This is a genomic window from Brevundimonas olei (assembly GCF_037055245.1).
Classification (GTDB): Bacteria; Pseudomonadota; Alphaproteobacteria; order Caulobacterales; family Caulobacteraceae; genus Brevundimonas; species Brevundimonas olei.
The window spans coordinates 2,439,898-2,464,774 of record NZ_CP146369.1; the positions used below are offsets into that span (position 1 = coordinate 2,439,898).

Sequence of the window (24,877 nt, forward strand, 5' to 3'; positions counted from 1 at the left end):
AGATCGTCATGGCCGGGCTTGTCCCGGCCATGCATAGACGCAGGCGTCCAATGCTTCAGCATCGACGGCGAACGGCCGTGTCTATGGATCGCCGGGACAAGCCCGGCGATGACGGATGTTTAGAGACAGCGCCGCCCTGTCAGGGCGCCAATCTCTAGGGCGTCAGATGCGGCGCCGCATAGCCGATGCCCGCCTCAAAGCGCTCGATCTCAGCCATCCGCGCCAGGGCGACATCGATCTCGTCCTTGCCTTCCAGCAGCTTGACCTTGTCGGCCGCGCCGATGTCGAACGACCAGACGCGCCCGCCCGCCGTCACCGTCTGATCCGGCAGGCTGACGCTGAAAAGCGCCGCCGCCGGATCGCGCGCCAAGTCCATCAGCGCCAGGCAGTCGGCCTCGGGCAGGATCAGCGGCAGGATGCCGTTCTTCAGGCAGTTGTTGCGGAAGATGTCGGCGAAGCTGGGGGCGATGACGCAGCGGATGCCGAAATCCGCCAAGGCCCAGGGCGCGTGTTCGCGGCTGGAGCCGCAGCCGAAATTATCCAGCGCGATCAGGACGCCCGCCCGGTCCCACGGCGACTGATTCAGAACGAAGTCCGAACGCGGCCGATCATCCGCATCGAACCGCAAGGGATGCAGCAGGATTCGCCCCAGCCCGGCACGCGTCACGCCCTTCAGAAAGCGGCCGGGGACCAGCTTATCGGTGTCGATATTGGCGATGGGCAGGGCCGCAGCGACGGCGTCCAGGGTGACGAAAGGCTGCATCAGACAAGGCTCCGGACATCGACCAGCCGTCCCGCCACGGCCGCGGCGGCGGCCATCGACGGCGACACCAGATGGGTGCGGCCGCCCGGTCCCTGACGGCCCTCGAAATTGCGGTTGGAGGTCGAGGCGCAACGCTCGCCCGGCGACAGCCGGTCCGGGTTCATGCCCAGGCACATGGAGCAGCCCGGCTCGCGCCACTCGAATCCTGCGTCGATGAACACCCGATCCAGCCCCTCGGCCTCGGCCGCCGCCTTGACGTGACCGGACCCCGGCACGACCAGGGCCCGCACGCCCTCGGCGACATGACGGCCGCGCGCGACGGCGGCGGCGGCGCGCATATCCTCCAGCCGGCCGTTGGTGCAACTGCCGATGAAGACCGTGTCGATGGCCAGGCCGTCCAGCGGTTGATCCGACGCCAGGCCCATATAGGCCAGCATCTGCTCGATCTGGGCGCGGCGCCCCGCATCCTTGATCGCCGCCACGTCAGGCGTGCGGCCGCCGATGGTCGTCACCGCCTCGGGACTGGAGCCCCAAGTCACCATGGGCTCGACGGCGGCGGCGTCGATGCGCACCGTCTTGTCATAGGTCGCGCCCGGATCGCTGGCCAGAGTCCGCCAGTCGGCGACGGCGGCGTCAAAGGCGGCGCCTCGTGGCGCATGGGGGCGGCCGCGCAGCCAGGCGAAGGTCGTCTCGTCCGGCGCGATCAGGCCGGCGCGCGCGCCCGCCTCGATCGACATGTTGCAGACGGTCATCCGCCCGGCCATGTCCAGGTCGCGGATCGCCTGGCCGGCGTATTCGATGATGTAGCCGGTCGCCCCGTTGGCGCCGATCCGGCCGATGATGGCCAAGATCAGATCCTTGGGCGTGACCCCGAATCCGAGCGCCCCCTCCACCTCGATCAGCATCGACCTGGCGCGCTTCTGCACCAGGGTCTGGGTCGCCAGCATATGTTCGACCTCGGAGGTGCCGATGCCGAAGGCCAGGGCGCCGAAGGCCCCGTGGGTGGCGGTGTGGCTGTCGCCGCAGACGATGGTCGTGCCCGGCAGGGTCAGCCCCTGCTCCGGCCCGACGACGTGGACGATGCCCTGATCGACGCTGTCCAGCGGAATCCACGGCAGGCCGAACTCGGCGGCGTTCGTCTGCAACTGCTCGATCTGCGCCCGGCTTTCGGGGTCGAGGATTCCGGCCCCCCGGTTCAGGGTCGGCACATTGTGGTCGGCCACGGTCAGGGTTCGCCCCGGCGCATGAACGCCGATGCCGCGCTGGCGCAGGCCCTCGAAGGCCTGGGGGCTGGTGACTTCGTGGACCAGGTGGAAGTCGACATACATCAGCATGTCGCCGCCGCCGAGGTCGGCGACCTGGTGCCGGTCGTAGATCTTGTCCAGCAGGGTTCGGGGCGCGGTCATCGCCATCTCCTTCAGCGGCCTGAGAAGCTGGCGGGGCGGCGGGCGATGAAGGCGGCGGCGCCTTCGTGGAAATCGGCGGTGCGGCCGGCCCGGTTCTGCGCCTCGCGTTCAGCCGCCAGAGCCCCAGTGAAATCGAGATCCAGCGCCGCACGGGCGGTGCGACGCACGGCGGCGTAGGCCAGGGTCGGGCCGCTCGCCAGTTGCTCCAGCAGGCTTTCAGCCTCTCCCGCCAGGGCCTCGGCCTCCACGGCCTTCCAGGCCAGGCCCCAGTCGACCGCCTGTTCGGCGCTGATGCGCTCGCCGGTCATCATCAGTCCCATGGCTCGATGCCAGCCCAGGGTGCGCGGCAGCAGCCAGCTCGCCCCTCCGTCCGGCGCCAGACCCACCTGGGCGAAGGCGTAGGCGAGAAAGGCCGAACGCGACATGAGGATCATGTCGGCGGCCAGGGCGATGGACGCCCCTGCCCCGATCGCCGGCCCGTTCACCGCCGCGATCACGGGAATCGGCAGGTCCGCCAGCTGGAGCAGCAGGGGGTTGATGTGGCTTTCGAGAATGGCCCCGGCGTCATTGGGCAGCGGCTCGGACAGCGTGCCGCCGGCGCAGAAGGCCCGGCCCGCTCCGGTGATCATCAGCGCTCGTGCTCCCGAAACGACGGCGGCGTCGACGGCGGCCGCCAGCGCCTCGACCATGGGTTCGGTCAGGGCGTTCATCCGCTGCGGCTGGTCCAGGCGGATAACGACCCCTTCGCCCTTTCGCTCAAAACCGATCATCACACACCTCGCCGCGCCGCCCGGCCGTGCAAGTCGCGGCGAGATCGGCGGAAAAACGCCTGAACATGAGTTGACAGACATGGTTCGGGGCGGGATTAGATGTCAATAGATTTGACAATATTTCCCGCCTTCAGAGGCGGCAGGAGCACCCCTTTCGATGCGAGTCACCCAGGGCCTCGTTCGCGCCGTCGTCACGGCTGCGACGCGCACCGCCACCATCGACGGCGAGCGTCGCCGCACCTGGCGCGAGGTCGGCGACCGCGTCGCCCGTCTGGCGGGAGGTCTGCGCGATCAAGCGAGTCTGAAGGTCGGCGACCGGGTCGCCATCCTGGCGCACAACTGCGATTCCTACTTCGAGACCTATTTCGCCGTGCTCTGGGCCGGGGGCGTGCTGACGCCGTTGAACACCCGGTTGGCCACGCCGGAATTGGCTTTCCAGCTGAGAGACGCGGGCGTCGAGATTCTGTGCTTCGGCGAGGAGTTCTCCGCCGTCGCCGAACAGCTTCTGGCCGAGGGCGCGGTCGGGCGCCTGATCGCCATGGACGGCGCGGCGGACGACGCACGCCTGACGCACGAGGGTCTGATCCGGGCGTCCGAACCCGCTGAGGAGCATCTGGCCGCCAACGAGGATCTGGCGGGCGTTTTCTACACCGGCGGCACCACCGGCCTGCCCAAGGGGGTGATGCTCAGCCACGGCAACCTGCACGCCATCGCCTCGAACCTGCTGATGACGATTCCCTTCGACGAGACGGGGGTGAATTTCCACGCCGCGCCGATGTTCCACCTCGCGGACATCGGCATCCTGTTCGCCACCATGACGGGCGCGACCCACGTCTTCCGCCGCAGCTACAACGCCGAGAGCATGCTGGAGGCTATCGCCGAGCATGGGGTGACCCATTGCTTCACCGTGCCCGCCGTCATCGACCGCATGGCCAAGTATGACCGGCTGGATCAACTGGATCTGTCGCAGCTGAAGATGCTGGGCTACGGCGGCTCTTCCCTGCCCGCCGCCACCCTGGCGCTGGCGCGCGAAAAATTTCCGCACGTCAGCTTCATCCAGGGCTTCGGTCAGACGGAGATGGCCTCCGTCACGGTGCTGACGCCCCAAGACCACCAGTGCGCCGACGACCATCCCCGCCTGCGCTCATGCGGCAAGGTCGCGCCGGGCTTTGAAATCCGCATCGTCGACGAGGCCGGAAACGAGGTCCCGCGCGGACAGATCGGCGAGATCGTCGGCCGCGGCGACAATGTCATGATGGGATACTGGAACCGCCCCGAGGAAACCGCCGAAGTCATGCGCGACGGCTGGCTGCACACCCGCGACGCAGGGTGGATGGACGAGGACGGCTACATCTACATCACCGACCGGCTGAAGGACATGATCGTGTCCGGGGCCGAGAACATCTATTCGATCGAGGTCGAGAACGCCCTGTCCTGGCATCCGGCGGTCGAGGAAAGCGCCGTCATCGGCGTCCCCGATCCGGTCTGGGGCGAGCGGGTCCACGCCGTGGTGGTGTGCAAGGTCGGCGCCCCCCAGCCCAGCTTCGAGGAGTTGTCCGCCTTCTGCCGCCAGCGCATCGCCGGCTACAAGACGCCCAAGAGCGTCAGCTTCAGCGAAACCCGCCTTCCCCGCAGCGCCGCCGGCAAGATCCAGAAAAACCCGGTGCGCGACGCGGTGCTGAAGGATCTGAACCTGGCCTGAAATCAGCGTCAGCGAAGAGGGGAAGAGGCGGACGAGGGGTTGTCCGCCTTTTTTCTTTGTCTGAAATCCAGAGATCACGTCCATCCGGCATGAAAAAAGGCGGGACGCTTGCGCCCCGCCTTTCCTGTTCACCTATCCGCCAAGGCGATCAGGCCGCCAGCGGCTTGGGCGCCGGATAGAAGCGCTCGCCCTTCCCGGCCATGGTCTTCAGCAGGGCCGGCGGCGCGAACCGCTCGCCGTATTGCGCCGCCAGAGCCTCGCAGGCGGCGGTGAACTCGGCCACGCCCGTGCTGTCGATCAGGCTGATCGGGCCGCCGGTCCAGGGCGCGAAGCCCCAGCCCAGGATGGCGCCGACGTCGGCGTCGCGGGCGGCGGTGACGACGTTCTCGTCCATGCAGCGCGCGGCCTCGACCGCCTGACGATACAGCAGGCGCTGCTTCAGATGCTCGACCAGTTCCGGCGAGGATTCGCTGATCTTGACCGGATACATGTCCGCCAGACCGGCCCACAGCCGCTTGGGCTCGCCTTGTGGATAGTCATAGACGCCCTTGCCGTTCTTGCGGCCCCAACGCTCCTGGACGACCATGTCGATCAGGAATTTGTCGGTGTCGCCCGCCACCGGCGCCGGCAGGTTCAGGTCGATGCGGCGTTGGCCCGCCACCCGGTCCACCAGATCGATGGCCACGTCGTCCAGCAGCTCCAGCGGGCCGCGCGGCATGCCGGTCATGCGGCCGACATTGTCGATGATGGCCGGGGCGATGCCCTCGATCAGCATCTCCAGCCCCTCGCGGATATAGGTGTCGAACACCCGGCTGGTGAAGAAACCGCGGCTGTCGTTGACGACGATCGGCACCTTCTTCAGCTGCTTGCAGTAGTCCAGCGCCTTGGCCAGCGTCTCCTGCGAGGTGGTCTTGCCGACGATGATCTCCACCAGCTCCATCCGATCGACCGGCGAGAAGAAGTGGATGCCGATGAAGTTGGCCGGGCGCTCGGCGGCTTCCGACAGGCCGGTGATCGGCAGGGTCGAGGTGTTCGAGGCGAACACGGCGTCCGGCCCGATCCGGGCCTCGGCGCGCCTGGTGACGTCGGCCTTCAGGGCGCGGTCCTCGAACACGGCCTCGACCACCAGGTCAGCGCCCTTGATGGCGTCATAGTCGGTGGTGGCGGTGATGCGGCCGACCAGTTCGTCGGCGGCGGCCTGCGACATGGCGCCCTTGGCCACGGCCTTGGCGACCAGGCTCTCGGAATAGGCCTTGCCCTTGTCGGCGCCGGCCTGAGCCACGTCGATCAGGACGGTGTCGATGCCGACCCGCGCCTGGGCGTAGGCGATGCCCGCCCCCATCATGCCGGCGCCCAGGACGGCGGCCTTCCTGACCGTATAGGTCGGCACGCCCTCGGGACGGGCGCCGCCCTTGGCCAGAGCCTGTTTCGACAGGAACAGCGAACGGATCATGGCCCGCGCCTGCGGCGTCTGCTGGGTGTCCAGGAACAGGCGCGCCTCGACGCGCAGGGCCGAATCCATCGGCAGGTTGAAGCCCTCATAGACGCAGCGGGCGATGTTCTTCTGGGCCGGATAGTTGCCGTAGCTCTTGGCCATGATCTTGGCCGGGGTCAGGATGAAGCCCGCCGAACCGGCGTCCGAATAGGGGCCGTCCGGCATGACATAGCCCTTGCGATCCCAGGGCTGGACGCCTTCGCCGCCATTCATGATCCAGGCCTTGGCGGCGGCCAGGGCCTGACCCGGCTCGACCACTTCGTCAACGATGCCGATGGCCTTGGCCTTCTCCGCGTCGACCGGAGCGCCGGTCAGCATCAGGTCCAGGGCGGCGGGCACGCCCGCCAGACGCGGCACGCGCTGGGTGCCCCCGGCGCCGGGCAGCAGGCCGATGGTCACTTCCGGCAGGCCGACCTTGGCCCTGGTCGAGGCGACGCGATAGTGGGCCGCCAGGGCGAACTCGAAGCCGCCGCCGAGCGCGACGCCCTCGATGGCCGCCGCGACTGGCTTGCCGACCGTCTCCAGGGCCCGCAGCGCCCGGCTCATCCGCGAGGTGCCCGGCAGGGCGGCTTCGCGCGCCGCGCCCTCGGCCCGCCCGCCGGCGGTCTCGCCCAGTTCGCCCAGGTCGGCCCCGGCGCAGAAGCCGTTCGCCTTGCCCGAGGCCAGGATGGCGCCCTTGATCGAAGAGTCGTCGCGGATGGTGGCGACGATGGCGTCGATGTCGGCCACGGCGCTGTCGGTGAAGGTGTTCATCGTGCGCCCCGGCACGTCGAACAGGAAGGTGGCGACGCCGTCGGCGTCCACCGAAACGGTGAAGTTGTTCATGTCGTTGTCCTGACTGTCAGATCGCGATCAGACGCGCTCGATGATGGTGGCGGTGCCCATGCCGGCGCCGACGCAGAGGGTGGCGAGGCCGGTCGCCTTGTCGGTACGCTCCAGCTCGTCCAGCAGGGTGCCCAGGATCATCCCGCCCGTGGCGCCCAGCGGATGGCCCATGGCGATGGCGCCGCCGTTCACATTCATCCTGTCGTGCGACACCTTCAGCTGCTGCATGAAGTACATGACCACCGAGGCGAAGGCCTCGTTCAGCTCGAACAAGTCGATGTCGCCGATGCTCATGCCCGCGCGGGCCAGGGCCTTCTGCGTCACGGCGACCGGGCCGGTCAGCATGATGGTCGGCTCCGAACCGATCGAGGCCGAGCCGACGATGCGGGCGCGGGGCTTCAGCCCCATCTTCTCGCCCATCTCCTTGGTGCCGATCAGGACGCCGGAGGCTCCGTCAACGATGCCGGAGGAGTTGCCCGCATGGTGCACATGGTCGATCGCCTCGATCTCGGGATAGCGCTGACGCATCACCGAATCGAAGCCCGCCGCGCCCAGACCCGCGAACGAGGGCTTCAGCGCGCTCAGCGTCTCGACCGTGGTGTCCGGGCGGATGAATTCGTCGTGGTCCAGCACCGTCACGCCCGCGTGCTTGACCGGGACGATGGAGGTCTTGAAACGGCCGGCGGCCCAGGCGGCGGCGGCGCGCTTCTGGCTCTCGGCGGCGAAGGCGTCGACGTCGGTGCGGCTGAAGCCGGCCAGGGTGGCGATGGCGTCGGCGCCGATGCCCTGGGGCGCAAAGCCGGTGGTGAAGGCCACGTCCGGGTCCGCCGACCAGGCGCCGCCGTCCGAGCCCATCTTGACCCGGCTCATGCTCTCGACGCCGCCGCCGATGGCCGCGTCGGCCTCGCCGAAGACGACCTTGGCCGCCGCCGTGTTCACGGCTTCCAGGCCCGAGGCGCAGAATCGGTTCATCTGCACGCCGGCCACCGTCTGGGCCAGGCCGGCGTTGAGGGCGGCGACGCGGGCGATGTTGGCGCCCTGTTCGCCGATGGGCGCCACGCAGCCCAGGATCACGTCGTCGACTAGGCTGGTGTCGAGATTGTTGCGGTCGCGCAGGGCCTGCAACACCTGGGTCGCCAGGGAGATGGCGGTCACTTCGTGCAGGCTGCCCTTGGCGTTGCCCCGGCCGCGCGGCGTGCGCACGGCGTCATAGATATAGGCTTGTCTCACAGGTCGGTTCCTCGTGCAGGGATCAGGCGTCGCCGGGCGCGCGCGGCTGCGGCGCAGGCGTCAGGGAGAAGCGGGGGGCCGGGGCCGGCTGCACCACGCCGTTCAGGGTGATGAAGGCCTCGCGCGCCTTGTTGTGCGGATGCTCGGGCGCCTCGACGAAGGACAGGACCGGGGCGAAGCAGGCGTCCGTTCCCTCCATTAGGGCGCGCCATTCCTCGCGGGTCTTGCGGCGGAAGAGGTCGGTCAGGCGGGCGCGGCGCGTCTCGATCCCGCCCGGCTCGTTCTGGTCCAGGAACAGGGGATCGTCCGACAGCCCCGTCGCCTGCAGCATCCGCGCGTAGAACGGCGGCTCGATCGAGCCGATGGCGATGAACTCGCCATCGGCGGTCTCATAGGTGTCGTAATAGGGCGCGCCGGTGTCGAGGTAGTTGGCGCCCCGCTCATCGCTCCAGATTCCCTGGCCGCGAAAGCCCCAGATCATCCCCATCAGCAGGGAGGCGCCGTCCGTCATGGCGCAGTCGATGACCTGGCCCCTGCCCGTGGTCCGCGCCGACAGGACGCCCGCCAACATGCCGAAGGCCAGCATCATGCCGCCGCCGCCGAAGTCGCCGACCATGTTGATCGGCGGGGTCGGCTTCTCGCCCCTGCGGCCAAAGGCGTTCAGGGCGCCGGTGATGGCGATGTAGTTGATGTCGTGGCCGGCGGCGTGAGCCAGCGGCCCCTCCTGGCCCCAGCCGGTCATGCGGCCGTAAACCAGCTTGGGATTATCGGCCAGCAGCACCTCAGGCCCCAGACCCAGCCGCTCCATGACGCCCGGGCGATAGCCCTCGATCAGACCGTCGGCGTCGCGGATCAGAGCGCGGGCGGCGGCCCTGCCCGCTTCCGACTTCAGGTCCAGCTCGACCCGCGAGCGCGACCGAGCCAGCACGTCCGAGGGATCGATGCGCACGCCCGGACGGGCGATGCGGATCACCTCCGCCCCATGGTCGGCCAGCATCATCCCCGCGAACGGTCCCGGGCCGATGCCTTCCATCTCGACGATCTTCAGGCCCGCCAAGGCGCCGCTGGAAACAGCCGCGGCGCTCATCGACGCCGGCTTCCGTAGATGTGGTCCGTCATGACCGTTCCTCCCGCAGCCCCCTTGGTGGGGCTTCATGCGGTGATCGGACGAGAGACCAATCTTGTCAAGAAATTTGACTTAAGCGACGTCCGACCGTCGCTCTGACCATCCTTCCGAGCCGCCCAGGAAGTTGCGCAGACCTTGGCGCAGCGCCTCCAGATTGCCTTGGCCGACCGCGTCTTCCAGCTCGCTCTCGAGTTCTCGCAGGATCTTCTGCGCGTCGTCGCGAATGGCCTGGGATTCCGGCGCAAAGCGGACGATGCGGGCGCGCTTGTCGTCAGGATCAGGCGCCAGCTCCAGCAGTTTGCGATCGACCATCTCGGTCAGGAACTGACTCATCGCCTGGCGTGAGACTCCCAGGTTCTCGGCCATGCGGGCGGCGCGGGTCTCGCCGTTGGCGACGTTGACCAGAATCAGCGACTGCGACCGGCCCAACCTCCCCCAGCCTCGCCTGTCGAGACGCGACTGAAGCTGTTCGTCGAACCAGTAGAGGGTCCGCACCAGATCGAGCATGAGCAGAGGGCGATTCATGGGGTCAGTGTCGCCGTCCGCCACGCCCCCGCAAAGCCCCAAAACGTCGTCATGTCGATTTTTAGTCAACTTACTTGACATTTATATTCATCCAAAGCGAACCTCAGCGTCCCAACAGGGAGGATTGAACATGACGGGCGAAAAGCTCGCGGACCGGCGCATTCCCACCGGCAACGATTTTCTGGCCCCCGAGGCCGTCGCCGCCCTGACCCCGGCCGAACTGGTCGCGCGGGTCGCGGCGCTGAAGCCCATGATCGCCGCCGCTTCGGCAGAGGCGGAACGCCTGCGTCGTCCGGTGGACGAGGTGTGGGACGCCCTGCGCGCCACCGGCTATTTCTACATGTATGTGCCGCGCAAATTCGGCGGGCTGGAGTTCGATCCCCAGGCCTATATCGACGCCACGCTCGAGATCTGTGAAGCCTGCCCCTCGACCGGCTGGACCGCCAGTTTCGCCGCCGAGCACAACTGGCTGATCGCCCAGTTCCCCGAGCAGACCCAGGCCGAGGTCTGGGGCCGCACCCCCTATGTCATCGCGCCCAGCGTCGCCGCCCCTCCGGGCAAGGCGGTGCGCGTCGATGGCGGTTTCCGCATCAGCGGCCGCTGGAAGTTCGGCACCGTGGTCATGCACGCCGACTGGGTCATGCTGAACGCCATGGAAAGCATGGGCGAAGGCAAGCCGCCCGTCGTGCGCATGGTGCTGGTCCGCGCCGAGGACGTGAAGGTGCTCGACACATGGTTCATGAGCGGCATGGCCGCCACCGGGTCCAACGACATCGTGGCCGAGGACCTGTTCGTGCCTGAGGCCTACACCTTCGTGGTGTCCGAGGTCCGCACCGGCCGCGGCAACGGCTCCCGCATCCACGACAATCCTCTCTACCGCGCGCCCATGCTGCCGCAGCTGTGCGTGACGGCGGCCCTGCCCTCGGTCGGCGCGGCCCGCGCGGCGGTCGAACTGAGCCGGCAGCGGCTGACGGTCCACACCAAGATGGGCGGCCAGTCGACCCAGGTGGACAAGCCCGCCGCCCAGATGCGCCTGGCCCGCGCCGACCTTCTGGTCCGGTCGGCCGAACTGTCGATCCGCCAGGCGGCGAACGAGAACCTGACGCTTTCCGCCTTCAGCGACGAGGAGCAACTGCCGCACCGCCTGCGCCTGAGGGCCCAGATCGCCTACGCCGTCAGCCAGTGCCTGGAGGCGGTGCGCACCTGCTGCGACTCCTCGGGTTCGGGCCTCTATGCGCTCGACAATCCGATGCAGCGCATCCTTCGCGACATCGAGGTCATGGCCAGTCACATCGTCTACGACATGGACGTTTCGACTGAACTTCATGGCCGATCGATGGTCGGCCTGCCGCCCAACTCCATGCTCACCTGACGGCTTTTCCAGTCCCTCACTGGCCCCCTCGCGGGGGCCCTTTTTTTGGCTGAATTCCCATTGGGTTGTTGGTGGGATTTCCCCAAGCCCGCTCATCCCCGCGGAAGCGGGGACCCAGTGCTTTGGCTTCAAGGCGCTTCGATCAATGAAGAGGCCTGTCGCTTTGCGCTCTCACTGGGTCCCCGCTTCCGCGGGGATGAGCGGAGATTAAACTGGCCGTCACACTCAACATGAACTCAGCCTGCATCAATCCACGTGCTGGGCGTCGTCGATCTTGATCACCGCGCCGGTGGTGTAGGCCGCCGCGTCCGACGTCAGGAAGCCGATCATCGGCGACAGGGCGTCGATCGGCATCAGCCGCTTGCGCGGCAGCTTGGAGATCATCTTTTGGCCCGCCTCGCTGGTGAACCATTCCTCGTTGATGTCGGTCAGCATATAGCCGGGGCACACCACATTGACGCTGATCCGCGCGCGCGACCATTCATTGGCCAGGGAGCGCCCCAGCATGACCGCGGCCGCCTTGGACGCGCAGTAGGCCACCAGGCCGGTCAGGGCGTGCAGCCCCCCCATCGAGGCGAGGATCACCACCCGCCCCCGATCCGACCGGCCGCTGGCCAGCAGGCGCCGTCCGCCCTCGCGCGCGGTCAGGAAGACGCCGCGATTGTTGACCGCCTGGATCTGGTCGTAGTCCTCGATCGTCAAGTCCGTGGCCGGGCCGTCGGCGTTGACTCCGGCGTTGGCGATGACGGTGTCGACCAGGCCGAAGCGCGCCTCGGCCGCGTCATAGCTGGCGATGACCGAGGCTTCGTCGGACACGTCCATCGATACGGCCAGCGCCTCGCCGCCCGCCGCCTCGATCTCGGCGACCAGGGCGGCGAGACGGTCGGCCCGCCGCGCGGCCAGCACCACCCTGGCGCCCCCGCGCGACAGCAGTCGGGCGAACTCGGCGCCCAGGCCCGAGGAGGCCCCGGTGATCAGGGCCACGCGGCCTTCGTGGGTCAGGGTGGTCATACGGTCTTCTCCCTTGCGGACAGCCAGGCGCGCGTCATGGCGCTGGTCCGCGTGCGTTCCAATTTCTCGTTGAGCCAGACGGCCGCCGCGCACAGGGCGTCGACGTCGACCGCCATGCGTCCGTTCAGGGCGTAGGCCACGTCCTCGCTGGCGACATTGCCCGCCGCGCCCGGCGCGAAGGGACAGCCGCCCGTCCCGCCGATAGAGGCGTCCACGGTCACGGCGCCGGCGGCCACGGCGGCCACGGCGTTGGCCACGCCCGTCCCGCGCGTATCGTGGAAATGGACGCGCACCGGCAGCGGCCGCACCGCCTCGACCACGGCCGCGACCAGGCGCGAGACCTCATCCGGGCGAGCGACGCCGACGGTGTCGGCCAGGGCGATCTCCAGCGGGTCGAAGACGACCAGCCGCCGCGCCATGTCCACGACCCGCGCCGGATCAACCGCGCCCGACAGCGGACAGCCGAAGGCGACCGAGATCGTGACCTGGGCGTCGCGGCCGACCGCCCTCGCCTGCTCGATCACCCGTCCGGCCATGGCGACGCTCGCGTCGACGTCCAGCCCCTGGTTGGCCAGGCCGAAGGCGTCCGAGGCGGCGACGACGATCCCGAGCTCGTCCACCGCCGTCGCCAGGGCGCGCCCGGCCCCACGCTCGTTGAGCACCAGGCCGATGGTCCGCACCTCGGCGCGCTTCGGCAGGGCGGCGATCACCGCCTCGGCGTCGGCCATCTGCGGCACCAGCTTCGGATTGACGAAGCTGGCGACCTCCAGCCGCCGCGCGCCCGCCGCGACCGCCTTGTCGATCAGGGCGACCTTGTCGGCGGTGGACAGGATGGTCTTTTCGTTCTGCAGGCCGTCGCGGGCCGACACCTCGACCAGTTCGATCATGCCTCAGCCTCCAGCGACAGCTCATGACGATAACGCGGCTGGTCGATCGCCAGCGTGTCCAGCGCCGTGCGGCGCAGATGGTCGAAGACGGCCGGATCCTCGGCGCTGACCGTTCCGTCGCGCAGGGCCTCGGCCAGGGCGACGTTCAGCGTCGCATAGTCGCCCTCGCGCCCCAGGATGGCGCTCATCCGTGCGACGGCGGCGGCCTCGGCGGCGGGCCATTGCATCAGCTCTCGACGGACGATGCCCAAGGCGTTGGCCGCCACCTTGCGGTGGAACCCTTCGACCGGAGCCGAGGCGTCCTCCAGCCAGGCGATCGCCGCCTCGACCAGTTCGTCCTTGCGCGGTCCCTCGATCATCGCGACGCCTCCATCAAAGCCAGAAGATCGACTTCGCATTCGCTGAGTCGGCGCCCGATCACGGCGCGCTCGACCGAGTGCGAGGCGCCCGTGGCGAAGGTGCGGTACATCATCATCGTCACCACCGCCCATTTGAACGTGCCGACCGCCTGCCAGAATCGCACCCGCTCGATCGACGGCCGTTCGCCTCCCGCCGCTTCATAAGCGTCCAACAGGGTCTCAAGATCGGCGAAGCCGCCGACGACGCGATCGGTCACGCCGAACCGCCAGCTGTTGACGCACAGCCAGCCAAGGTCCTCGGCCGGGTCGCCCAGATGGGCCAGCTCCCAGTCCAGAACGGCGGCCAGGCCCGCCGCGGGGTCCACCATCAGATTGCCGTTGCGGAAGTCGCCATGGACCAGGCGCGGCGTGATCGACGCGGGCAGGCGCGCCTCCATCCACTTCAGCGCCGCCTCCATGACCGGACGCGGGCCGCTGTTCCGTCGATAGATGTCGGCGTAACGGTCCAGAACGGCGCGCGCGTCCTGCGCCTCCAGCGGGGGCAGCACGGACGGATCGATGGCGTGAATCCGGGCCAGAGCCTGACCGCACTGACGGCCCAGGGTCTCGCGGGCCCGCGCAAAGGCCGGGTCGACGGCGATGCGGCGGCCCAGGGTCTCGCCCGCCACCCGCTCGACCACATAGGCCTCCCCCAGCCCATCCTCGGCCGCACAGTCCCGCACCAGCCGGGCGACCGGCGCCCCCGCGTTTTCGGCCGCCTGCAGCAGCGCCGCCTCGATGGGCAGCGGCAGGGACGTCTCGAACACCTCGGCCTCTCCGCCTCCGCCGCGACGACGCAGGATCAACGGGCGAACGCCCCCGCTTCCCTCGATGTCGAAAGCCCAGGTCTCCAGGCTGGCGCCGCCGGTCAGGCGACGCAGACCGGTCACCCGCGCCCCGCCGGGCGCCAGGACAGGCGCCAGGACAGGCGCCAGGGCTTCAAGTCGGGTGAGGACAAAGCCGGCCGGGTCGGACGCAGGTTCAGATCGGGATGCGGACATGCGAAAGGGATGACCGATCTTGCCGATCTTTGTCAAATAGATTGACGTTTATCGTCGAGACGGGACAGGATGACGGCCACCCTCGCCCAGCCATCCTTACCTAGTCTGAGAGCCTCCGATGAGCGTCCAAGCCGGCCCCTCCGCCTACACCCAGGAAGATATCGACCTGTTCCGCGAAGGCCTGTCGAAATTTCTCGACGCCGAATGCCCGCCGGAAAAGATCGAGTCCTGGAACCGGAACAAGATCGTCGAGCGCGAGATGTGGACCAAGGGCGCCGAGTTCGGCCTTCTGGGGCTGTCCGTGCCCGAGGCATACGGCGGCATGGGCGCCGACTTCCGCCATGAGCGGGTCCTGATCGAGGAGTTCGGCGCACGCGGCATGGAGGGCTGGGGCGTGCCGCTGCACAACATGATCGTCGCCCCCTATCTGATCGCCTTCGGCACCGAGGAACAGAAGCAGAAATGGCTGCCGGGCGTGGTCTCGGGCGAGATCGTTCTGGCCATCGCCATGACCGAGCCGGGCACGGGATCCGACCTGCAGGGCATCCGCACCCGCGCGCGCCTGGAGGGCGACGAATGGGTGCTGAACGGCCAGAAGACCTTCATCTCCAACGGCCAGACCGCCGACCTGATCCTGGTGGTGTGCCGCACCTCGGACAACGGTTCGCGCGGCATTTCGCTGATCGCGGTCGAGGGCGACCGTCCCGGCTTCACGCGCGGCCGCAACCTCGACAAGATGGGACGCGCCGCACAGGACACCTCCGAGCTGTTCTTCGAGGATGTGCGCGTCCCGGCCGCGAACCTGATCGGCGAGGTCGAAGGCAAGGGCTTCGGCCAGTTGATGCAGATGCTGCCTCAGGAGCGGCTGGGCATCGCCGCCATGGGTCTGGCCATACTGGAGCGGGCGCTGAAGCTGACCGTCGACTACACGCGTGAACGCCACGCCTTCGGCAAGCCGCTGATGGAGTTCCAGAACACCCAGTTCACCCTGGCCGACATCAAGGCCAAGGCCGTGATCGCCCGCAGCTTCATCGACGCCTGCACCGAAAAGCTGATCCGGGGCCGACTTGACGCCGCCACCGCCTCCATCGCCAAGCTGTGGATCACCGAAACCGAACTGGAGGGCGTCAACAAATGCCTGCAGCTGTTCGGCGGCTACGGCTATATGAATGAATACCCCATCGCCCAGTTGTATAAGGACGCCCGGATCGACACCATCCACGGCGGCGCGTCCGAAGTCATGAAGATCCTGATCGCCCGCACGCTCTGAAACAGAGGCCCCGCCGACGGTTTGCACTTGGCGGGTCAAGCGGAGCAGCGGCATAAGACGGAATCAGGAGAAAGCGATGATCATGAATTCCGACTATCTGATCGTGCCCCTGCTGGCGGGATTTGAATGGTTCGATGAAAGCCTGCAGATGAGTCTGCGGGAAGCCGGGTGGCCCCATCTGACACGGCCTGAATCCATGGTGATGATGCACGTTCAGATGAACGTCGTCCGTCCCGCCGACATCGCTCGCAGCCTGCGCCTCACCCGACAGGCGGTGCATTCGACGATCAACTCCCTGGTCGAGCGGGGCGTTTTCGAGATGGCGGACGATCCGACTGACGGCCGCATCCGCATCGTCCAGTTGACGCCCATGGGCAAGGCCATGCGTCAGGACGCGCAGAAGATCGTCGCCGAGCTGACCGAAGAGCTCGGCCGCCGCGTCGGCGCCAAGCGGGTCAAGGCCCTGCGGGAGGCCTTCGGCTCGGACTGGGGCGCGCCGATCCTGTGCAGCTTAGGCGAGCCAGGCGAACGCGCGGCGGATTTTCGACAGGCCGCGAACAAAAATCAGTAAAGTAACTTGACGATTAACTCGTATCGAGTTTGTCTACTTTCTTGACAAGCAGCTCAGCAAGAAGCCGCAGTCAGGGAGGAAGGCGCACACGATCCGATGCGATCGCGACACCTCCTCACGGCCAACACAGCTCCGACTTCAGACCGGAGCCGCATGGGGAGGAATACGCATGCGCTATCGTTATGTGATGCTGCTCGCGTCGAGCAGCCTGGTTCTCAGCACCGCCGCAATGGCTCAGACCGGGGCTCAGACCGGCGGTCCAGCGATGTCGGATACGCCCGCCGTTCAGGACGCTACCACGGTCGCCGACATCCTGGTCACCGCGCGCAAACGCACCGAACGCCTGCAGGACGTGCCGATCTCGGTCAACGTCACCAGCGGCGAGGAACTGGCGAGCCAGGACGTGCGCAACCTGGAATCCCTGTCGGGCTCGGTGCCGAACCTGCATATCCAGGCCACGCCGGGCAACAACGCCATCTATATCCGCGGCATCGGCTCTTCGCCCGGCAACCTGGCCTTCGAGCAGTCCGTCGGCCTGTTCGTCGACGGCGCCTACGCCGGGCGCGGCCGCCAGTTCGCCGCCCCCTTCCTGGATGTCGCCAGCGTCGAGGTTCTACGCGGCGCCCAGGGCGCCCTGTTCGGCAAGAACACCGCCGCCGGGGCCATCAACATCACCTCGAACGGTCCGCGCGCCGAGCGCGAACTGGCGACCACCATCACCGGCACGGTCGAGGGCGACAACGGCTTCGAGATCACCCAGATCATCTCCGGCCCCGTCACGGACAAGCTGCTGGTTCGCCTGGCCGGCAAATACAGCGACAACGAAGGGTGGCTGGAGAACACGACCACCGGCGACCACAATCCCGGCCGCGAGGATCTGATCGGCCGCGCCGTCATCGACTATCTGGCCAGCGACACCCTGTCCTTCCGACTGAAGCTGGAAGGCGCGCGTCAGGAGCTGACCGGCCAGCCGATGAGCAGCGTCGGTCCCGGCCAGTCCAAATCCTTCACCCGCGCGACCACGCAGGGCGTGCCGGACTATGACGACACCAACAGCTTCAACGGCGTGCTGACGATCAACAAGGACTTCGCCAACGGCGTGACCCTGACCTCGATCACCGCCTATTCGGCCTTCGACTACGACAAGCAGATCGACAGCGACTTCACCACCCAGCCGCTGTTGCGCACGGTCTTCCAGGAAGACTTCAACCAGATCTCCCAGGAACTGCGCCTGACCTCGTCCAACGAGGGGCCGCTGACCTGGATCGTGGGCGCCTACGCCCACCGGAACGAGATCGACATGCATCAGAACTCCCATGTTCTGATGGGGCCGTTCGACGGCGCCAGCGATCGTTTGTTCAACCAGACCAATGAGAGCTACTCGATCTACGGTCAGGCGACCTACGCCTTCAACGACCACTGGAAGCTGACCGCCGGCCTGCGCCAGACCTGGGAGGACAAGTCCGCCGACCAGACGCGTTCCACGACCGGCGCCGTGCCGCCGACCTGGGTCAACACGCCCCTTCACGGCCAGCGCAGCGAAAGCCAGCTCGATCCGTCGGTGCAGGTCCAGTACGTCGTCGACCGGGACATGATGTTTTACGCCTCCTACGCCAAGGGCTCCAAGGCCGGCGGCTTCGTCGGCGCCCAGTCGACGGGCGGGCAGGATTCGTTCCAGTTCGAGGGCGAAACCTCTCAGTCCATCGAGATCGGGACCAAGCTGACGCTGCTGGACGGCCGGGCGACGGTGAACCTGGCGGCCTACACCTCCGAGTTCGACGACCTGCAGGTGTCGGGCTTCAACGCCGCGACCAACGCCTTCATCACCTCCAACGCCGCCAGCGCCAAGAGCAAGGGGTTCGAGGTGGAGGGCACGCTGCGCCTCACGCCGTCGATCAGCCTGTCGGGTTCGGCGGCCTACAACGACGCCAAATACGACTCCTATCCGACGGCGCCCTGCATCTACCGGAACGGCGTGGCTCCGCCGGCCAACTGCGTCGAGGACATCGGCGGCACCCGCCTGCCGCGCGCGCCCAAATGGTCGGGCGCCCTGACGCTGAACGTCGACCATCCGCTGGACAACGGGATGCGGATCCAGGCTGACGCCACGGTGCGCGGTCGCAGCGGAACCTATCTGGAAGAGAACCTCAGCCCGCTGTCCTATCAGGAGGGGTTCGCCAAGGCGGACCTGCGGCTGGGTCTGGTGTCGGCTGACGATCGCTGGACCCTGGCCCTGATCGGCCGGAACCTGACGAACGAATGGACCGCGTCCCACTCGTTCGGCACCCCCTTCCTGGCCGGCTCCCAGACCTATGTGGTCGATCCGGGCCGGGTCGTCTCGATCCAACTGGGCCTGCGCTACTGATCCTGTCCGGCGCCTGAGCAAGGTGCGGCACACTGACCGGAGCGTCGACCGACGCTCCGGTCTTTCTTTTGCGCTCCGCCGACAGCGGGCTTGAGCCAGACAGGAAAACGGCCGCTCCCGAAAGGAGCGGCCGCCGCCATGTCCGATGTCGTCAGACGTCAGAACGTCGCCTTCATCCACTCCACGAAGACCGCCGCCCCCTCGGCCGCCTTGTCGGGCTGCCCGGAGTAGTAGTGGTTGGCGCCCTTGATCACCGCATGGGTCTGCGGCGCGTTGACGGCCGCTTCCATGAGGCGAGCGGCGTGGCTGGGGGTGCAGGCGTCGTCAGCGCTGTTCTCGATGACCAGCATGGGCACGCTGATGCGCGCGGCGCACTTCAGCCCGTCGGCGTTGGAGTCGTCATAGGACCATTGCGACAGCCACGACCGCAGGGTCGAGAACCGCGCCAGGCCGACCGGGCCGTCGTTCACCACCACCGGATCGCCCAACATGCAGTAGTTGGGACGGCGGTCGCTGGGCTCCAGCGTTTCGTCGATGAAACGCGGGTCGGCCATGGTGCCCTGCACCACGAAGCCGCGCTCGTGGTTGTGCAACCCTTGCGCCTTCAGATCGGCCAGTTGCGCCTTCACCCAGGCGGTGATGCGGCGGTTGCGGGCCACCTGGGCGTCGCGATAGCGGGTGATGAACTCCGGCGAATAGGGCGCCTGGTTCGGGTTGGCCGGGTCGTAGATGTTCAGCTCGGGATCGCGGTCGAACGGGCGGCTCTCGTCGCTGATCGAGGGGTCGATCCACTCGGTCAGGGTCAGGTTGCGCGACAGGTGCGCGGCCAGAAGGGCGATGCCGTCCGCCGGGATCAGGTTCGCCTTGGTCAGGTCGATCGGATCGCCGGCCGGCGTCTGCGTCACCGTCGGGTTCTCGGCCTCGGCCTGATAGAACAGCGACAGCGCGCCGCCCCCCGACCAACCGCCCAGGATCACCTTCTCATAGCCCAGCCGCTCCTTGGCGTCGCGGACGCAGGCGCCCAGATCGAGCGCGCATTTCTCCATGATCAGGGCGTTGTCGATGCCCCGATAGCGGCTGTTGCAATAGATGACGTGGACGCCTTGCTTGGCCAGGGCCGCCGGAAGCGGCAGCCAGGCGCCGCCGCCGATCGGGTGCATCATGACGACGACCGTGTCGGACGGCGTGTCCGGCTTCAGCAGATGCGCCTCCAGCGCCACCGCGCCCTCGGCCCCGCCATAGGTGTCCTTGAACGCCGCCTGTTCCTTAAAGACGATCAGATAGGGGATGCGCTGGTATTTCTTCTTCACGGACGCGTCGCTCATCCCTTGAGCTCCGACTGCGGCTTGCCGCGGCGGTCCAGGGCCTCAGCGCCGAACTTGGCCTCCTTTTCGGCGCGGGTCTGGGCGGTCCAGTCCTTCAGCACCTGCGGTAGGGCGGCGCCCTCCTCGCCCAGGATGCGGTCGTGGTCGGCCGTGCGGGTGGTGATCTCCACCTGGATGCCGTTGGGGTCGTACATGTAGACCGAGCGCACGAAATGATGCTCGACCGGGCCCAGGCAGCTGACGCCGTGGTCGCGGATGCGCTGCTGCATCTCCAGCATGTGCGCCTCGTCGCGCGCCTGGATGGCGATATGCATGTCGAAGCTGTCCTTGCGCTTGAACCAGGACGGATCGGCGGTCGAGGGCGCGTCGAAGAAGGCGACGAAATTGCCGTCCCCCATCTCGAAGAAGATGTGCATATAGGGGGTCGGCTCATGCGTCCCCGGCACCTCGTCCAGCACGATCCCGGCCGAAGCCTTCAGTCCCAGAACGTCCTCATAGAACCAGCGTGTCTGTTCGGCGTCGCGGCAGCGGAACGCCGCGTGATGCAACGAGCGCAGTCCGCTCTCGGTGGTGGCTGGCATGGCCATGGGTCTCATCCTTCCTGACGTTCCTAGGTTGGTTCGAACTCCATACCCGCGGCGAATGTTTGTCAAATTGCTTTACGTTATTCCTGCTCCGACATAGGCTCCCTGCAGACATGAGGAGGAGTGCGCATGGACTTCGAACTGCCCGCCGAGATCACCGACTACCTGGCGGAACTGGACGCCTTCATCGCCGCCGAGATCGCACCCCTGCAGGCGCAGGACGACAATGAGCGCTTCTTCGACCACCGTCGCGAATGGGCGCGCACCGACTTCGACAACGGCGGCCTGCCGCGCCACGAATGGGAGGCCCTGCTGGGCGAGGCCAAGCGTCGCGCCGACGCCGCCGGCCACCTGCGCTTCGCCCTGCCCGCCGAGTTCGGCGGCAAGGACGGCTCCAACCTGGCCATGGCCGTGATCCGCGAGCATTTCGCCGCCAAGGGCCTGGGCCTGCACAACGACCTGCAGAACGAGCATTCGATCGTCGCCAACTATCCGCAGGTGCTGATGTTCCGCGACTTCGGCACGCAGGCGCAGAAGGACGAGTTCATCGCCGGGATGCTCGACAGCACCCGCTCGGTCTGCTTCGGCCTGACCGAGCCCGAGCACGGCTCCGACGCCACCCACATGGACACCACGGCCGTTCGCGAGACGCGCGACGGCGTCGAAGGCTGGCGCATCCACGGCGAGAAGATGTGGACCACGGGGATGCACGTCGCGACCCACGTCATGGTCTTCGCGCGCAATGCTGGCGAGGCGGGCGACGCCAAGGGCATCAGCTGCTTCCTCGTTCCCGCCGAAGCGCCGGGGGTCAAGGTCGAGGAGTATCTCTGGACCTTCAACATGCCGACCGACCACCCGCGCGTCAGCTTCACCGACGTCTGGGTTCCCGACGACGCCCTGTTCGGTCCCCTGGGCGGCGGGCTGGAGCTGGCCCAGCATTTCGTCCACGAGAACCGCATCCGCCAGGCCGCCTCGTCCCTCGGCGCCGCCGATTTCTGCATCCGCGAGGCGGTGAAGTATGCGCGCGAGCGCAAGCCCTTCGGCAAGCCGCTGGCGGTCAATCAGGCGATCCAGTTCCCGCTGGTCGAACTGGCCACCCAGGTCGAGATGCTGCGCCTGCTGATCCGCAAGACGGCGTGGGAGATGGACCGCATGTCCAAGCCCGAGGTGGCCTCCAGGCTCTCGGACCGGGTCTCCATGTGCAACTACTGGGCGAACCGCCTGGTCTGCGAAGCCGCCGACACGGCCATGCAGGTGCACGGCGGCATGGGCTATTCGCGCCACAAGCCGTTCGAGCACATCTATCGCCACCACCGCCGCTATCGCATCACCGAAGGCGCCGAAGAGATCCAGATGCGCAAGATCGCCGCCTGGATGTTCGGCTTCGCCGGGCCGAACAAGGTCGCGCGCGAGGCGCGGACTTGAGCGCGCCCGTCTCGGTCGCCTTCGCCGACCTGCCCGCTCTGGCGGGGCGCGACCTCGGCGTGTCCGACTGGCTGAGCCTGGACCAGGCCCGCATCGACCGCTTCGCCGACGCCACCGACGACCATCAGTGGATCCACGTCGACGTCGAGCGGGCCTCGCGCGAAATGGGCGGTCCCATCGCCCATGGCTTCCTGACGCTGTCATTGCTGCCGCGTCTTCAGGACGACCTGCTGCGTATCGAAGACGCCGACAAGGTGCTGAACGTCGGCGTCAACAAGGTGCGCTTCGTCAATCCCGCCCCGAGCGGCGTCCGCCTGCGTCTGCGCCAGACGGTGGCGGCGGTCGAACCCCGCGCGGGCGGTTGGCAGATCGTCAGCGACTGCGTGATCGAGGGCGAAGGCCTGGAGAAGCCCCTGTGCGTGGCTCAGAGCGTGATGCTGGCCCTTCCGGCGGCGGGATCGGAAACGGCCGCGGCCTAGATAGTAAAGTAACTTGACATATTATTCTCCCGTCGCACTATCGACCTCGTCATATTCGGCAACGGAACAGACGTAGGGAGGACATCGCCATGGACGACGACATGCTGGCTCCGGCGCTGAAGAGCGCCTTGCGTAATCTGGTCCGCTCGGTCGTGGTGGTCACGGCCCAGCACGAGGGCCGCCCCTACGCCATGGCGGCCACGGCCGTCAGCGAGGTCAGCATGGACCCGCCGTCCATGCTGGTCTGCATCAACCGCGACGCCGCCATCTTCCAGGCCATCGACGCCGGGTCCGACCTGGTGCTCAACGTGCTCGGCTCGGACCATGAGGCGGTCTCGCGCGCCTGCGGCGGCGGGGTGCGCGGCGGCGAACGCTTCGCCATCGGCGCCTGGGACGACGGCGAGAACGGCCGCCCGCCGGCGCTTCGCGACGCCTGCGCCGTCATTCACCTGAAACAGGCCCATGTGGTCGACCACGGCAGCCACCGCATCGTCATCGGCGACGTTCTGCGGGTGGACCTGCCCTCGCCTACGCCTCCCCTCGCCTATTTCGCCGGCCGCTATGTACAGGTGGCGGCCGCCTGAACCATCTTCGCCCCAAGGCCGCGCAGACGGCTGGGAATTCAGTGGAGTGAGACATGCCCCGGATCGACCGTCGTTCCCTTCTGACCGGCATGGCCGGCGCCGCCGCAGCCGCTGGGGTCGCCCCGCCCGTGCGCGCCCGGCCGCGCGCGCCGCGCGACCCGAACCGGCCGCTGAACATCCTCTTCATCATGACGGATCAGGAGTTCGGCCTGCGCTCCTATCCTGAAGGGCTGCTGGACCACCTTCCGGGGCACAAGGCGTTGCTGGAGCGCAGCCTGCACCTGCCCAACTACCATGTGCACACCACGCCCTGCACGCCGTCGCGCGCCGTCATTTACACCGGACAGCACACCCAGAAGACCAAGGTCTATTCCAACGCCGAACAGGGCGCCGTCCTGACGCCCGAGATCGACACCCTGGGCGGCATGATGCGGGCCGCCGGCTACTATTCGACCTACAAGGGCAAGTGGCACCTGTCGAAGCTGCCGACGGCCGCGCCGGGCTTCCAGCGCGAGTTCCCCGACACCACCGACGCCATGGAGCCGTTCGGCTTCTCCGACTACAACTTCTATGGCGAGGAGATCGGCCTGACCTGGGCCGGCTATCGCACCGACCGGGCCGTCACGGGCGACGCCGCCATGCTGATCCAGGACCTGGCCAAGGACCCGAAGAAGCGTCAGGACAAACCCTGGTTCATGGCCGTGAACCTGGTCAATCCGCACGACATCATGTTCTACGACGCCACCGGCGAACAGGCCGAGACGCGCGCCGTGTGGAACCTGGCCGGGGTCATGCGCGCCGAGCCGGGCGACGAACTGTATCAGACCGACCTGGGCTTCCCCCTGCCGCGCAGCTTCCGCCTGGACGACCTGTCGACCAAGCCCGAGGCGCACAGGGGCATCGCGACCCTGGACGTCAAGACCTACGGCGCCATGCCGCGCGAGGACGAGGCCGCCTGGCTGCGCTTCGTCAACTACTACTGCAACTGCCTGCGCGATGTGGACCAGAACATCCTGACCCTGCTGTGGGCGCTCGAGAAGTCGGGCCAGATGGACGACACCGTCATCGTCTACACCTCGGACCACGGCGAGCGGGCCGCCGCCCACGGCATGCGTCAGAAGGGCGGCACCATCTACAAGGAAGAGACCAACGTCCCCATGTTCATCGCCCACCCGGACGGCGCGCGCGGCGTGACCAGCCAGGCGGTGATGAGTTCGGTCGACATCGCCCCGACCCTGCTGGGCTTCGCCGGCAAGGACGAGGCCTGGGCCAGGGCCGCCTTCCCCCAACTGGTCGGCCACGACCTGTCGGGCCTGACCCGGACGCCCGACGCCCGCACTCGACGCGACGAGGAAGGGCATCTGTTCAACTACGGCGTCCTGCTGTCGTGGGAGCGGACGAACAAGAACTATCTGGACCGCCCGGTCTTCGATCTGTCCAAGCGCCGCGTGCACCGCGGCGTGTTCGACGGCCGCTACAAGTTCGCCCGCTATTTCGCGCCCAGCCAGCACCATACGCCGACGACCTGGGAGCAGCTTCTGGCCTACAATGACCTGGAGCTCTACGACACCCAGGCCGACCCGGATGAGATCATCAACCTGGCCGCCGAACCCGAGCGTCACAAGGCGCTGATCCTGCGCCTCAACGCCATGACCAACGCACTCGTCGCCCGCGAAGTCGGCGAGGATCGCGGCGGCGAATACCCCGGACCGACCGAGCAGTACAACACCCTGCATCTCGCTTCGGATCGACCCGTCTAGGTT

The 24,877-nt window shown here is 67.6% G+C and carries 22 protein-coding genes; 9 read left to right on the forward strand and 13 right to left on the reverse strand.

Translation table 11 applies throughout. The features are described 5' to 3' along the window. Window positions 1–154 precede the first annotated feature (154 nt). From leuD to V8J38_RS11805, 3 genes are read right to left on the reverse strand one after another with little or no spacing between them, the layout of a single operon-like run. Window positions 155–763, reverse strand: a complete 609-nt coding sequence (gene leuD, locus V8J38_RS11795; protein WP_338575907.1) for a 3-isopropylmalate dehydratase small subunit — start codon at window positions 761–763, stop codon at window positions 155–157. Continuing rightward, window positions 763–2,169, reverse strand: coding sequence for a 3-isopropylmalate dehydratase large subunit (gene leuC, locus V8J38_RS11800; RefSeq protein ID WP_338575909.1), 1,407 nt, complete (start codon window positions 2,167–2,169; stop codon window positions 763–765). The genes leuD and leuC overlap by 1 nt, the downstream gene beginning before the upstream one ends. A gap of 11 nt (window positions 2,170–2,180) precedes the next feature. After that, the gene (locus V8J38_RS11805; RefSeq protein ID WP_291781655.1) at window positions 2,181–2,939 is read right to left on the reverse strand and encodes an enoyl-CoA hydratase-related protein; all 759 of its coding nucleotides are present in this window, start codon (window positions 2,937–2,939) and stop codon (window positions 2,181–2,183) included. Between the two features lie 157 nt (window positions 2,940–3,096). Here V8J38_RS11805 and V8J38_RS11810 point away from each other — a divergent pair, with 157 nt between their 5' ends. Next, window positions 3,097–4,641, forward strand: coding sequence for a long-chain-fatty-acid--CoA ligase (locus V8J38_RS11810; RefSeq protein ID WP_291781652.1), 1,545 nt, complete (start codon window positions 3,097–3,099; stop codon window positions 4,639–4,641). 148 nt (window positions 4,642–4,789) lie between these two features. Here the strand turns inward: V8J38_RS11810 and V8J38_RS11815 are convergent, their stop codons facing one another. The 4 genes from V8J38_RS11815 to V8J38_RS11830 all read right to left on the reverse strand — a co-directional run bounded on the left by V8J38_RS11815 (window position 4,790) and on the right by V8J38_RS11830 (window position 9,842). After that, window positions 4,790–6,961 (reverse strand): 3-hydroxyacyl-CoA dehydrogenase NAD-binding domain-containing protein, encoded by a 2,172-nt coding sequence (locus V8J38_RS11815; protein ID WP_338575912.1) that lies wholly within the window; start codon window positions 6,959–6,961, stop codon window positions 4,790–4,792. A 27-nt stretch (window positions 6,962–6,988) separates the two neighbouring features. Further along, on the reverse strand, window positions 6,989–8,191 hold the full coding sequence (locus tag V8J38_RS11820) for an acetyl-CoA C-acetyltransferase (RefSeq protein WP_338575914.1): 1,203 nt from the start codon (window positions 8,189–8,191) through the stop codon (window positions 6,989–6,991). 22 nt (window positions 8,192–8,213) lie between these two features. Beyond that, window positions 8,214–9,278, reverse strand: a complete 1,065-nt coding sequence (locus V8J38_RS11825) for a CaiB/BaiF CoA-transferase family protein (protein WP_338575915.1) — start codon at window positions 9,276–9,278, stop codon at window positions 8,214–8,216. A gap of 111 nt (window positions 9,279–9,389) precedes the next feature. Further along, on the reverse strand, window positions 9,390–9,842 hold the full coding sequence (locus tag V8J38_RS11830) for a helix-turn-helix domain-containing protein (protein WP_338575916.1): 453 nt from the start codon (window positions 9,840–9,842) through the stop codon (window positions 9,390–9,392). 130 nt (window positions 9,843–9,972) lie between these two features. Between V8J38_RS11830 and V8J38_RS11835 the strand changes: the two genes are divergently transcribed. Then, complete coding sequence (locus V8J38_RS11835) at window positions 9,973–11,214, forward strand: acyl-CoA dehydrogenase family protein (RefSeq protein ID WP_338575917.1); 1,242 nt, start codon at window positions 9,973–9,975, stop codon at window positions 11,212–11,214. A 246-nt stretch (window positions 11,215–11,460) separates the two neighbouring features. On the opposite strand, the gene V8J38_RS11840 is transcribed toward V8J38_RS11835, so the two are convergent. Genes V8J38_RS11840 through V8J38_RS11855 form a run of 4 tightly spaced genes read right to left on the reverse strand, consistent with a single transcriptional unit; the run spans window position 11,461 to window position 14,511 of the window. Next, window positions 11,461–12,225 (reverse strand): SDR family NAD(P)-dependent oxidoreductase, encoded by a 765-nt coding sequence (locus V8J38_RS11840; RefSeq protein WP_338575919.1) that lies wholly within the window; start codon window positions 12,223–12,225, stop codon window positions 11,461–11,463. After that, complete coding sequence (locus V8J38_RS11845) at window positions 12,222–13,112, reverse strand: hydroxymethylglutaryl-CoA lyase (protein ID WP_338575920.1); 891 nt, start codon at window positions 13,110–13,112, stop codon at window positions 12,222–12,224. The genes V8J38_RS11840 and V8J38_RS11845 overlap by 4 nt, the downstream gene beginning before the upstream one ends. After that, window positions 13,109–13,471, reverse strand: a complete 363-nt coding sequence (locus V8J38_RS11850; protein WP_291781626.1) for a DUF6285 domain-containing protein — start codon at window positions 13,469–13,471, stop codon at window positions 13,109–13,111. Before V8J38_RS11850 ends, V8J38_RS11845 begins: the two co-directional genes overlap by 4 nt. Beyond that, a complete protein-coding gene (locus V8J38_RS11855; RefSeq protein ID WP_338575922.1) occupies window positions 13,468–14,511 on the reverse strand; it encodes a phosphotransferase family protein in 1,044 nt (347 codons plus the stop codon). Before V8J38_RS11855 ends, V8J38_RS11850 begins: the two co-directional genes overlap by 4 nt. 118 nt (window positions 14,512–14,629) lie before the next feature. On the opposite strand from V8J38_RS11855, the gene V8J38_RS11860 reads away from it, so the two are divergent. The 3 genes from V8J38_RS11860 to V8J38_RS11870 all read left to right on the forward strand — a co-directional run bounded on the left by V8J38_RS11860 (window position 14,630) and on the right by V8J38_RS11870 (window position 18,717). Next, window positions 14,630–15,781: an acyl-CoA dehydrogenase family protein gene (locus V8J38_RS11860; protein ID WP_338575923.1), complete on the forward strand. Its 1,152-nt coding sequence runs from the start codon at window positions 14,630–14,632 to the stop codon at window positions 15,779–15,781. 76 nt (window positions 15,782–15,857) lie between these two features. Beyond that, window positions 15,858–16,352, forward strand: a complete 495-nt coding sequence (locus tag V8J38_RS11865; protein WP_291781617.1) for a MarR family winged helix-turn-helix transcriptional regulator — start codon at window positions 15,858–15,860, stop codon at window positions 16,350–16,352. 169 nt (window positions 16,353–16,521) lie between these two features. Continuing rightward, window positions 16,522–18,717: a TonB-dependent receptor gene (locus tag V8J38_RS11870; protein WP_338575927.1), complete on the forward strand. Its 2,196-nt coding sequence runs from the start codon at window positions 16,522–16,524 to the stop codon at window positions 18,715–18,717. A 158-nt stretch (window positions 18,718–18,875) separates the two neighbouring features. Here the strand turns inward: V8J38_RS11870 and V8J38_RS11875 are convergent, their stop codons facing one another. Beyond that, window positions 18,876–20,042, reverse strand: coding sequence for an alpha/beta hydrolase (locus tag V8J38_RS11875; protein ID WP_338575929.1), 1,167 nt, complete (start codon window positions 20,040–20,042; stop codon window positions 18,876–18,878). Beyond that, window positions 20,039–20,629: a VOC family protein gene (locus V8J38_RS11880; protein ID WP_291781608.1), complete on the reverse strand. Its 591-nt coding sequence runs from the start codon at window positions 20,627–20,629 to the stop codon at window positions 20,039–20,041. Before V8J38_RS11880 ends, V8J38_RS11875 begins: the two co-directional genes overlap by 4 nt. A 120-nt stretch (window positions 20,630–20,749) precedes the next feature. On the opposite strand from V8J38_RS11880, the gene V8J38_RS11885 reads away from it, so the two are divergent. The 4 genes from V8J38_RS11885 to V8J38_RS11900 all read left to right on the forward strand — a co-directional run bounded on the left by V8J38_RS11885 (window position 20,750) and on the right by V8J38_RS11900 (window position 24,874). After that, complete coding sequence (locus V8J38_RS11885; RefSeq protein ID WP_338575930.1) at window positions 20,750–22,051, forward strand: acyl-CoA dehydrogenase family protein; 1,302 nt, start codon at window positions 20,750–20,752, stop codon at window positions 22,049–22,051. Continuing rightward, window positions 22,048–22,530: a MaoC family dehydratase gene (locus V8J38_RS11890; RefSeq protein WP_338575931.1), complete on the forward strand. Its 483-nt coding sequence runs from the start codon at window positions 22,048–22,050 to the stop codon at window positions 22,528–22,530. Before V8J38_RS11885 ends, V8J38_RS11890 begins: the two co-directional genes overlap by 4 nt. An 89-nt stretch (window positions 22,531–22,619) precedes the next feature. Further along, window positions 22,620–23,114: a flavin reductase family protein gene (locus V8J38_RS11895; protein WP_338575933.1), complete on the forward strand. Its 495-nt coding sequence runs from the start codon at window positions 22,620–22,622 to the stop codon at window positions 23,112–23,114. Between the two features lie 53 nt (window positions 23,115–23,167). Continuing rightward, window positions 23,168–24,874 (forward strand): sulfatase-like hydrolase/transferase, encoded by a 1,707-nt coding sequence (locus tag V8J38_RS11900; RefSeq protein ID WP_338575935.1) that lies wholly within the window; start codon window positions 23,168–23,170, stop codon window positions 24,872–24,874. Window positions 24,875–24,877 lie beyond the last annotated feature (3 nt).